We start from the raw sequence: 12,006 nt of genomic DNA, 5'->3' as shown, positions 1-12,006 counted from the left end.
GGGGTGTTCCAGCGGAATGAGACGTTGGCGTTCCCTGGAACACCCCTCATCCGTCGCCTTCGGCGACACCTTCTCCCACAAGGGGAGAAGGGGGAGAGCGCTCGGCCTGCCGAGCCGCGACCCGCCTCATGGCAATCACCCGGCGGCGGCGGATTTCGGTGCGCATCGCCATCAGGTGCAGCGCGAAGAACAGCACGGTGAAACCGAGCGCCATCACCAGCAGCGGCCATAGCAGGCTGGGGTCGATGGTGGAGCCGCCCATGCGGAACACCGAGGCCGGCTGATGCAGCGTGTTCCACCAGTCGACCGAGAATTTGATGATCGGGATGTTGATGAAGCCGACCAGCGTGATGATGGCCGCGGCCCAGGCGGCACGGCTGGCATCGTCGAGCGCGCGGGTCAGCGCGATGATGCCGAGATACATCAGGAACAGCACGAACACCGAGGTCAGCCGAGCATCCCAGACCCACCAGGTGCCCCACATCGGCTTGCCCCAGATCGAACCGGTGATCAGCGCCAGCGCGGTGAAGACGGCGCCGATGGGTGCGGCTGATTTCAGCGCGACATCGGCCAACGGATGCCGCCAGACGAGCGTGCCGAGCGCCGAGACCGCCATCAGCGTGTAGCACATCATGGCGAGCCAGGCGAAAGGCACGTGGATATACATGATGCGGACGGTGATGCCCTGCTGGAAATCCTCAGGCGCGGCGAAGCTCATATAGAGCCCCACGGCGAGGATCAGTGTGGCGATCGTGGCCAGCCATGGCACGACCTTGTCCGCCAGCCCGACGAAGCGCGTCGGGTTGGCGAGGTCCATCCAGCCGGTCAGGCGTGAAGTCGTATCGCTCATGCGGTTCTACATAAACCGCCGCGGCGTTCGGGGCAATCGAGCGGTGGTGTCGCAGACGCAATCGGGGCGGCCGTGCCTGTACTCTCACCCGGACCTAACGGTCCGACCTCCCCACAAGGGGGAGGTAAAAGAAAGAGGCTCAGGCAGCCGCTTCCTGCTGTTGCTGCACGGTGCGGCTGAGGCGGCGAACCTCCTCGTCGTCGAGCAGGCCGCCGGCGCGCAGCAGGCTGGCGAAGCGGCCATTGCGCAGCGACAGCTCGGTGAAGCCGCCCATCTCGACCACCCTGCCCTTGTCCATGAACACGACCAGATCGGCGTCGCGAACGGTGGTCAGGCGGTGGGCGATGATGAAGGTCGTGCGGTCGCGGCGCAGCTCGTCGATCGCTTCCTTGACGCGGTCCTCGGTCTCGACGTCGAGCGCGCTGGTCGCCTCGTCGAGCACCAGGATCGGTGCGTCCTTCAGCACGGCGCGGGCAATGGCGATGCGCTGACGCTCGCCGCCCGAGAGCTGACCGCCACGTTCGCCAACCACCGTGTCGTAGCCATTGCTCTTGGACAGGATGAAGTCCTGTGCGGCAGCCGCATTGGCGGCGGCATGGATCTCGTCATTGCTTGCATCGGCGCGGCCAACACGGATGTTGTCCTCGATCGAGCGGTTGAGCAGCCCGGCATCCTGGAACACGGTGGCAATCGAATGGCGCACCGACTTGCGGGTCACGGTGCGGGTGTCGATGCCGTCGATCAGGATACGGCCATGGGACGGCGAGAAGACACGCTGCAGCAGGTTGATGAGCGTGGTCTTGCCAGCGCCCGTCGGGCCCACGATGGCGACGGTCTGGCCCGCCTGCACCTCGAAGGACACGTCGTCGATGCCTTGGCCGGAATTGGCGAATTCGAAGCCGACATTCTCGAAGCGGACATGGCCGGTGACGTTGGCAAGATCGCGCAGGCCGTCCGGCTCGGCGGCATCAGCCGCGGAGTCCTCGAGATGGTAGAAATCCTCGAGCTTGGCACGGGCCTCGGAAATCTGGTTTGCGAAAGCCGACATCTGGTCGAGGCGAGCGATCAGCATCGTGGCAAAACCGGTGAAGGCAATGACGTCGCCGACACCCAACTGACCACGAGTGACGAGATAGGAGCCGATCGACAACACGATCAGCATCGAGATTGCCGATGACAGACGGTGCAAGGCATTGGCCAGCGCCCACCAGTCGAGAACAGGGTTCTGCGCGTCGAGCAGGTTCTTAACGTAGCGGCGCAGCGTATCGGCCTCGTGGCCGAGGCGATTGTAGCTCTGCAGCACCGCAACGTTGCTGACCGAGTCGGTCACATGCGCGAACACCTTGTGGTAGTGGCGCTCGACCGCGGCCTGGCCCGCCTTGGTGCGGCGCATGACCATCCGGCCGATGCCGACATAGAGCAGCCCGAGGCCAAGCAGCACCAGCGACATGCGCAGGTCCATGCTGATCGCGGTCGGGACCAGCAGTACGAGGGCGACAGCCGTGGACAAATGCTGGCGCATGAATTCGAGCCAAAGGCTGAACAGGGTTTCGACGGCGCGCAGCATCGTATGCAGCGCATTGGAGGTGCCGTGCTGATGGTGCCAGGCGAGCGGCATGGTGATCACACGCTCGAAGGACTCGCAAAGCACTTCGCTGCGCCGCGCGTGGGCAAAGCGGTCAGCGCCGCGCGCCACCATGACGAAGGCAACGATGTTGAAGGCTCCGAGACCGGCCCACATGACCAGCGTGGTGAAGACAGAACCACGCTCGGAGATGGCGCCGATGACGCGACCGAACATGATCGGCTCGAGAAGCGCTACGATGGCGAGAGCCACGTTGGCCGAACAGATCAACGCAACGCGTTTCCTGTCCGCCGCCAGATAACCGAGAGCTCGCCAGTAGATTTGCAGAAGGGTCACCCCAGTTACTCCGCCACGCTGTTTATTGTGCACTGCATCATTTTATTCGTACCGGTTGATACGTCGCAAAACAATGGCCGTGTACCCCTTCAGTTCCCCTAGAGCGAACAAAAGATGGCGACGTTCCGAAATCTGCCGTGATCACCTAACGGTTTGAGAAGACAGGTAAAATGTCAGGCATGCGGCGAAATCATGGCAGTTGGCACGTACTGCCACAATTTTAATCAGCAACAATGTCGGGCGGATGACTAAGGCCGAAATCGCCTTTTGCGAAGTATAGAGCGAAACAAAGCTGCAGTGCGCCCTTCCAGGTGAAGGGAGGCCAAACTCTCACTGCTCGTGGCGCCCCTGTCGGACGCCTCAAGCCTTTGATTTCATGCATTCCTCGGTGGCATGTCCTTCAATCGGCAGGCGGCAACGCCGGGCGGGACGGCCTCTCATCCCGCCGTGGCGGCAAAAGTCGCGCCCCGGATCCCAGGCCCGAGCGCATAGTTTTTGAGCAACATGCATCAGGCCGGGATCCTGATGACCACCTCGGCAACTTCGCCGTCCTTCAGTTCGACTGCCGAACCCTTGGTCTTTGCCCCATTCACCTCCAGCGACACGGCCTTGGCCTTATTGTCGCGGATGACGCGAACCTTGAGTTCCGCCCCCAGCATTTTGAGATTTGCCGAGTAGCCGTCCCAGTGGCTCGGCAGCTTCGGCTTGAACTGGACACGCTTGCCGCGCCGCTCGATGCCCAGGATGCCTTCGACAGCAGCCCTGTAGAGCCAGCCGGCAGAGCCGGTGTACCAGGTCCAGCCGCCACGGCCGCCCTTGCCGTTGCCGGCGTTGTCGTCCCCGGCATAGATATCGGCCGCCACGACATAGGGCTCGACACGATAGTGCTCGGCCGTGGCCTCGTCGGTCGCATGGTTGACGGGGTTCAGCATCGAGAAACAGCGATAGGCCTCGTCGACCTGCCCCATCTCGGCAAGCGCGATGACGAACCATGTGGCGGCGTGGGTGTACTGGCCGCCATTCTCGCGCACGCCGGGCGGATAGCTCTTGATGTAACCCGGGTCCTTCTCCGTCTTCGAGAAGGGCGGCGTGAACAGCTTGACGATCTTCAGCTTGTCGTCGACGAGCAGCTTCGTTGCCTGCTCCATCGCGGTCGTCGACCGTGCCGGGTCGCCCTCTCCCGAAATCACGCTCCAGGACTGGGCGATCGAGTCGATCTTGCACTCCTGCGAGTTGCGGGACCCCAAAGGGGTGCCGTCGTCGAAACTGCCGCGCCGGTACCATTCGCCGTCCCATGCGGTGCTCTCAAGCGCCCGCTTCAGAACATCGGCATGCTTTGCCCAGGCCTGTGCTCGCTTAGCGTCGCCCTCGGCCTTGGCGACGGGGGCGAAATCACCCAGCGTCTTCAGCAGGAACCAGCCGAGCCAGACGCTCTCGCCCTTGCCGTGCTCGCCAACGCGGTTCATGCCGTCGTTCCAGTCGCCGCCGAGGATCAGCGGCAGGCCCGCGGGGCTGCTGCGCTTGATGGCGAGATCGAGCGCACGCGCGCAGTGGTCGTAGAGCGACGCCGTCTTCTTCGAGATTTCCGGGGTGAAGAAGGCATCGTGTTCGCCATCGCCCAGCGGCTGTCCATCGATGAACGCCAATTGCTCCTTGAGGATGGTGGCATCGCCGGTGACCAGCAAATAGCGCGCCGTGGCGTGGGCAAGCCAGACCACGTCATCGGAGATCAGCGTGCGTACGCCAGCACCCGTGCGCGGCAGCCACCAGTGCTGCACGTCGCCTTCGGGGAACTGCCGCCGCGCCGCGTTGAGGATCTGGTCGCGCGCCAGTTGCGGGTCATGCGCCAGCAGCGCCAGCGTATCCTGCAACTGGTCGCGGAAGCCGAAGGCACCGCTTGCCTGATAGAAGGCGGAGCGGGCACGAATGCGGCAGGCCAGGCTCTGATAGGGCAGCCAGTGATTGACCATGGCGTCGAGCGCCTTGTCAGGCGTCTCGACCTGGATGGTGTCGAGGAAGCCGCGCCATTCGCGCTCATTGTCGGTCAGCCGCTGGTCGAAGTCCTTGACCTTATGCTCCTGCACCAGCGCGCTCGCCTCCTCGGCGGACTCGGCGTCACCGAGCAGCCAGAGCAGCGTCACGTCGCCGCCAGCCGGGATCTCGACGTCGCGGGCAATCGCCGCGCATGGATCGTCGCCGGCCTCGACACGGCCAGACAGCGCTGCACCACTCAGCACCGCCTGCGGCAGCTCGCTGGAGCCATGCCGGCCCAGGAACTCCGTCCGGTCTGTCGTCACCGAATGAACGCCGCCGTCAGCCGCGAGGAATGCAACGCGCTCGCCGAAATCCAGCCCGTAGGGGTTTTGTGCCAGCAGCGCCCCGCTGGCGGCATCCCGCGACGGGACGATGGTTGCCGCAGTGCGCGACCGGTGCCCGCCGAGCACCCATTCGGCATAGGCATAGACACGCAGCCGCGCCGGCACCGAACCGGAATTCTGGATGCGCAGCCGCGAGATCTTCAGCGGATCGACCGGATCGACGACATGGGTGAGATCCATCGACAATGGTCCGCGCTTCGAGCGGAAGGTCGAGAAACCCTGGCCGTGCCAAGCCTCGTAGGTCATCGTGGGATCGCGCACCACGGCAGCGAGCGGCGAGAATGCCTTGCCGCTGGCCTGATCGTAGATATAGAGGCCCTCGCCCGGCCGGTTCGAGACCGGATCATTCGACCACGGCGTCAACTGGTAGTCGCGGCTGTTTCGGCTCCAGGTGAAGGCAGCGCCCTCGGCGGAGGTATGGAAGCCGAACGAGGCGTTGGAGACGACGTTGATCCACGGCTGCGGCGTCGTGCGGCGGCCGGCCAGGCGCACGACATAATGCCGCCCGTCGCCGTCGAAACCGCCAAAGCCGTTCCACTGGCTGAGACCGCTTCCATCGGCGCTGACATTGGCCACTGCCTGCGAGGCAGGAGTATGCGTCGTGGGTGTCGGCGACGGCAATTCACGCGGAATTGGCAATGCTGCCAGAGCGTCGCGCGCCTGCAGAGCCGCGGCCTCGGCGCGCTCGATCTGGTCGAAGATGGTGCCGTTGCGCGTGTGCAGGACCACCCGGGCGACAGCGAGCAGCGTCTTGTAGGTGGTCTCGTCCATGAGATCGCGGCGCACCGCGAATATGTGCTGGCGAGGTCCGAGCTCCTTGCCGCGCAGGCGGCTGTTTTCGCACAGCGTCTCGACCGCCCGCTGCAGGTCCTGGACATAGGAGGACGCCTGCTCGTTGACGACGACGAAGTCGATCATCATGCCGCGGGTGCGCATATATTCCTGGAAACGCAGCGCCTGGGCAACGATTTCGAGATCGGCGACGTCGCCGATCCTGACCAGGAAGATCGGGAAATCGCCGGAAATGCTTGTCGGCCACAGGCTCGACTGCTTGCCCAGCCCCGAGGCGATGGATTCAGCGGGAAGACGCAGGAACGGATCCGGATAGATCAGATAGCGCGCCAGCTTCTGCACATTGGCGGCATCGGTCAGACTGAGGCCCATATGGCGGGTCTGCACCTGGCTGCGCGTCCAGGCAAGCATGGCCTGGCGGGCAAAGCTCTCCGGATGGTCGAGGCGGGCGATGGCTTCGTCCAGCTCGGTGCGGCCAGCGCCGACGACGGTCCAGAAGGTCAGCGATATCTTCTTGTTGGCCGGCACGCGCACCTGGCGGCGCAGCGAGGCGACGGGATCGAGCGTAAAGCCTGAGTGGCCGCCCAGCCTGGCGCCCGGGTCGAAAGCGGCCGCATCGACGATGGTACGGCCACGGCCGATGAAGGCGCGCCTGTCGGTTTCGGCCTCGGCATCGCGCGCCGATCCGGACGGATCGGTGACGAAATGCACCATGGCGATATCGGGCTCACTGGTCTCGCGCTTGCGCCGCGTGGCGAAGATCGCCGCGTTGTTGGCAGAGATTTCGGTTTCCACGAACATCTTCGAGAAGGCCGGATGCGCGTTGTCGGACGCCTCCAGGCCGAGCACCAGTTCGGCAAAGGAGGTCACTTCGATGTGACGGTCGGACGGACCGTCATTGTAGAGCGTGACCCGACGACCCTCGCCATTGCCTTCCGAGATGACAATGCATTCGACCTCGGAGCGCAACGTGCCCACGGATTTGACGAAGCTCGCCTTGTCGTCGGAGAACAAGGTCTGCGCCTTTTCCTCGGCGGCGCGCTTCGGCTCGGCCGTAGCCGACCACCAATCGCCGGTGCCGGCGTCACGCAGGAAGATGTAGGAGCCGAGCCGGTCCTCGGTCGGATCCGGCTGCCAGCGTGTGACGGAGAGATCGCCCCAGCGGCTGTAGCCCGAGCCGGTCGCGGTGACCATCACCGAATAGCGGCCGTTCGACATGACGTTGGTCGACCGCAGAGACTGCAGCGGATTGAGCACGATGCGGGTGTCGGGGCTGTCGACTTCGGTCTCGTCCTTGGAGCGTTCGTCGGCCTCGGTCCTGACGGTCGCGGTCGGGATGTCGCGCGGCGCCCTCTCCTGCAGCAAGAGTTCGGCCGATTCGATGACCGGATCGCTGTGGAAGCGGTCGCGCATGCGACCTTCGAAGATGGCGTCGGCAACCGCCGCGATCGACATGCCCGAATGATGGGCCATGTAGTTCTGGACGACGACATGATCCGTGCCTTCCGGCACGCGCTGCGGCGTGAAGTCGACGGCATCGTAGTAGCCGTGGCGGCCGAGCGCCCCGATCTCCCGCAATCGGGCGAGATTCAGCACGGCTTCACGCGGATTGAACTGGGCCGCCAGTATGGTGGCGTAGGGCGCGATCACCGTGTTCTGGCCAAGGCCGCGCTTCAGCCCGAGGCCTGGAACGCCGAAATTTGTGTATTGGTAGGTCAGTTCTCGGTCGCGCGCATTGTAGGCGGCCTCCGAAATGCCCCACGGCACGTTCTTCTGGCGGCCATACTGGATCTGGCGCTTGATGATCAGCTTGCTGGTCTGGTTGAGGATCGAGCCCTGCGGCTCCTTCATCACCAGCGGCGGCATCAGATATTCGAACATCGAGCCGGACCAGGACATCAGGGCGCCCTGGAAACCGATTTCGACGATCGGCCGGCCAAGCCGGAACCAGTGCTCGGTCGGCAGGTCGCCCTTGGCGATGGCGAACAGGCTGGTCAGCCGCGCTTCGGAAGCCAGAAGGTCGTAGCAGCTCTCGTCGAGCTGGTGTTCCTCGACCCGGTAGCCGATCGACAACAGCTTGCGCTCCGGCCGCATCAGGAAGGAGAAATCCATCTCGAAGGCGTAACGGCGCGTGCGCTCGCGCAAGGTGAGCAGCTTGGCACGCAGCGCCTCGACGGCATTGTCGTCGCTGTGCGCGTCATGGACGTGCGCTTCGCAGGTGGCTTCCAGCCTTGCCGCCCAGTCGACGATAACGTCGCTCTGGGGCGACACCGCCTCGGTATGGATGGCGGTGGCCAATTTGCGGATCTCGCCGGCCAGCACAGCCAGGTTGATGGTGCGGATCGACGCCATTTCGGGCTGCGCCTTGATGGTGTCGACAGCGCGCCGCATGCCGTCGAGGCGGTCGGCGAGACGCTGGCGCAGCGGGCGCAACTGACGGCGGTCGTCCGGCAGATCATCGAGGCTTTCGCTGAGGATGGTGACCGTGTCGAGAATGCCTTCGAAATCGCCCTGGAGATGGACGGAAGGTGCTTCGGCCCATTCGGCGCAGGCCGCCGCCACCGCCACCAGATGGCCAGCGAGATTGCCGCTGTCGACAGCCGAGATGTAAAGCGGATAGAGCGGCTTCAGTGTCGTCGTGTCGTACCAGTTGAAGAGGTGACCGCGCTCACGCGGCATGCCCTCGATCGTCGCCATGGTGGCGTCGATGCGGGTGATGGCGTCGGACAGGCTGATCCAGCCGAAGTCGCGGGCGGAAACGACGGACAGCAGGTAGACGCCGATATTGGTCGGCGAGGTGCGTGGCGCCACCACCGGCGCCGGGCTTTCCTGGAAATTGTCCGGCGGCAGATGGTGATGCTCTGCCGTCACGAAGCTTTCGAAATAATGCCATGTGCGCCGCGCCACCGTGCGCAACGTATGGATGTCGGCCTGCGATATGCGCAGCCGATCCTCGGTTTCAGCCGAACGGCTGATCCAGCTGGCGATGGCCGGCGAGCCAATCCAGAACAGGGCGAAGAAGAAGGCGACGAAGGCGCCGGTCGAATCGGCCAACACCGGAATGGCAAGGCCGACGAAGCCGATGATCACGGCGCCATACATCATGCCGTAATACGACCCGACATCGTTGTCGCCCGCCTTGTGCGCCTGCGAGGCGGTGCGCCATTCCAAAAGGTTCTGGCGGCTGACGAACAGCCGGTAGAGCGTGCGCACGATGGCATCGCCCATCATCCAGGCATTGTGCGCCATCAGCACGATTTTCAGCGCCACCATGGCGGTGCCGAAGGCGACGTCGCGTGCCAGGGCCGAGAAATGGCCGCGTGGCGTCTGGTCGCCGCTCTTGGGCAGGATGGCGTTGACGATGTCGAATGTCGGCGCCATGAACAGGCTGAGGATCAGCAGGGCCTGCCATTGCGCGGCTTGCGTGAAGGGCAGCAGCGTCCAGCCGGCGATCGCCGCCATCACCCAGAAGATCGGCGTCAGCGAGCGGCGCAGATTGTCGATCATCTTCCAGCGCGACAGCGCCGGCACGCCGGAGCGCGGATCGAGCATGAAGCCGAGCAACTGCCAGTCGCCGCGCGCCCAGCGATGGTGGCGCGAGGCGTCCACCGAGTAGCGGGTCGGATAGTCCTCAACCAGTTCGACGTCGGTGACCAGCGCCGCGCGCGCCAGCGCGCCTTCCAGCAGATCGTGGCTGAGGATGGTGTTCTCCTCGATGCGGCCCTGCAGGGCGGCCTCGAAGGCGTCGACATGATAGAGGCCCTTGCCGGTGAAGGACCCGTCGCCGAAGACGTCCTGGTAGAGATCAGACACGGCAAAGACATAAGGGTCGAGGCCGCGATTGGCCGAAAAGACCCGCTGGAAGAACGACGCATCGTCGCCTGAGGTCAGCGACGCGGTGATGCGCGGCTGCAGGATCGCGTAGCCGGCGGTGACGACGCGCTTGCTGGCGTCGAAATGCGGCCGGTTGAGCGGGTGGCAAAGCTTGCCGACAAGAGTGGCGACCGCGTCACGGGTGGTGCGCGTGTCGGCATCGAGCGTCATCACATGGACGACGTTCTCCGGCAGCGGCACGTCGAGCGGCAGGAACGTGGTGTCGCTGTCGCCGCGCAGCAGAAGATCGAGCTCGTGCAGCTTGCCGCGCTTGCGCTCCCAGCCCATCCAGGCCCCTTGCGCCGCATTGAACAGCCGGCGCCGGTGCAGGATGTAGAAACGCGGCGCGCCTTCGGACGGATAGCGGGCGTTGAGACGAGCGATTTCGGTACGGGCGAATTCGAGGATTTCGGTGTCCGCCGCATCGATCTCGGTCTTCGAGTCTGGCCAGTCCGACAGCAGCGCGAAATGGATTTCATCGGCCGTGTTGGCGAGATGATGCACCTCGATGTTGCGGATGTTTTCCTCGACGTCGTCGCGCGAGCCGATCAGCGACGGCACCACCACCAGCGTGCGCGCCTCGGGCGGAACGCCGTGCCGGTAATCGTAGCCGACGAGACGCGTCGGTTTCAGGAACAGCGATACGACCGTGTTGAAGAAGGCGAGCGCGCCCTCGCTGGCCGGCACGGCAAAAAGCGCCAGCATGAGGACGATCGAGGGCACCGACAGGCCGAGATTGGCAAGCGCGTTGCCGGAAAGGACGAGAAGCAGGGCCGTCAGCGCAAACACGGGCACGACGATGCCGAGCCACCCGGTCTTGCGGAAGGCACGCTTGACTGTCTGGCTGATGGTGGGCCGATAGCCGATCGCCTTCTCCAGCTCCAGCCGGCGTGGGCCGACGAGAAAGAAGCCGACATCGGTGTGGGCGGACCCGGTTAAAACGACGTCGCCGTCACCATCGCTGGCGGCGTGGCCGGCCAACTCAATGGCCATCTCGGCAACGCGATATTCCGAAAGGTTCGAGCGGCGCGCCAATTCCTCGATCGCGGTCCGGTACTGATCGCGCGAGAAGAAGTCGAGCGCGGCGAAATCGGTGCGCTCGCGCAGCACGGTGTCGATGCGGCTGACGCCTTCGAACCACACCGTCCAGTCGACGTCGTTGATGAGGCGCAGGCCGCGGATGATGTTGCCCGTCGTCACATTGCCGCTGGACAGTGTGTGATGTTCGGAAATGATGATTTCCTCGGCATCGGAGCCGGTCTTTTCGAGCTCGCCTTCCAGCCATTCCAGAGCCTTGCCGGCATTCTGCGATCCATCGCGCAGGCGGTAGAGCAGTTGGGTGGCGAAGGTGGTGTCCTGCGCATGCGCGCTGAAATTGGACAGGATCGACTGCCGGTCGGCGCTGTCGTCGGTCGCCAGGACCTTGTCGGCCACATCGTTGGCGATCTGGCGCATCTGGCGGGTGCGATTGACCCTGACGGCCAGCCGGCGGAGATTTTCGATCAGGACGAAGCGCAACAGCGAAGGCAGCGCCCAGAGTTCGCCGATCTTCAGCGGCTCGACCGACTGAAAACCCTGGACGATGGACTTGAACATCGTCGCCGAAACGGAACTGTCTGAATGCGCCACATAGGTCCAGGCCAGCGCCAGCGCGCGCGGCACGCTGCCGTTGTCAGGCAGTTTCAGCGTCGGCAACTGACGATAGAAGCGGCGCGGCAGGTCGCGCTTGACCTGGAAAATGGTCTCTTCGACCAGGTAATTGTTGTCGAGCAGCCATTGTGCCGCCGGCGTGATCGTCTCGCCCCTCGCCTGCGCCGCATTGGTCGACCGGTAGACTTCCAAAATCTTCTTGGCGCTGTCGCGGACACGCGCCTGAAAATCGAAGGGCGTCAGGCCGAACAGATCGGTGAGGTCGCCTTTTGCCAGGCTTTCGCCAAGCAGCCGAAGGCGCTCTTCGGGCAGGTAATTGGAGCGAATCGGCTCTTCCGTGATGGCCGGGAAGCTCGCGCTTGTCTTCTCGATTTGGGCAGGATTCGTCTGAATATTCATTGAAAATTCCGTAAGCGGGCACTGAGCGGCGTCACCGCCACGGCAATGGCCCTAAAACCGGTTCAAATGCAATTGGTTGCATAAACCCCACTTGCCGAAAGTTTGTTTCCGCACCACGACAGGGCGTCGTCTCTCAGCAAAAC

The 12,006-nt window shown here is 64.1% G+C and carries 3 protein-coding genes; all 3 read right to left on the bottom strand.

What is annotated here, in order from left to right; all coding sequences use genetic code 11:
- Window positions 1–46: 46 nt before the first annotated feature.
- Window positions 47–850: a heme ABC transporter permease gene (locus EN749_RS05355; protein ID WP_128362691.1), complete on the bottom strand. Its 804-nt coding sequence runs from the start codon at window positions 848–850 to the stop codon at window positions 47–49.
- A 139-nt stretch (window positions 851–989) separates the two neighbouring features.
- Window positions 990–2,771: a glucan ABC transporter ATP-binding protein/ permease gene (locus EN749_RS05350; protein ID WP_128362690.1), complete on the bottom strand. Its 1,782-nt coding sequence runs from the start codon at window positions 2,769–2,771 to the stop codon at window positions 990–992.
- A gap of 509 nt (window positions 2,772–3,280) precedes the next feature.
- Window positions 3,281–11,863: a glucoamylase family protein gene (locus EN749_RS05345; protein WP_128362689.1), complete on the bottom strand. Its 8,583-nt coding sequence runs from the start codon at window positions 11,861–11,863 to the stop codon at window positions 3,281–3,283.
- Window positions 11,864–12,006: the final 143 nt, after the last annotated feature.

This window comes from Mesorhizobium sp. M7A.F.Ca.ET.027.02.1.1 (assembly GCF_004022985.1).
Classification (GTDB): domain Bacteria; phylum Pseudomonadota; class Alphaproteobacteria; order Rhizobiales; family Rhizobiaceae; genus Mesorhizobium.
This window is presented reverse-complemented; position numbering and strand designations above follow the sequence as displayed.

What these genes read in the sequence shown, in the direction of transcription:
- EN749_RS05355 (WP_128362691.1), bottom strand. Translation starts at nt 850, where the DNA reads ATGAGCGATACGACTTCACGCCTGACCGGCTGGATGGACCTCGCCAAC.
- EN749_RS05345 (WP_128362689.1), bottom strand. Translation starts at nt 11,863, where the DNA reads ATGAATATTCAGACGAATCCTGCCCAAATCGAGAAGACAAGCGCGAGC.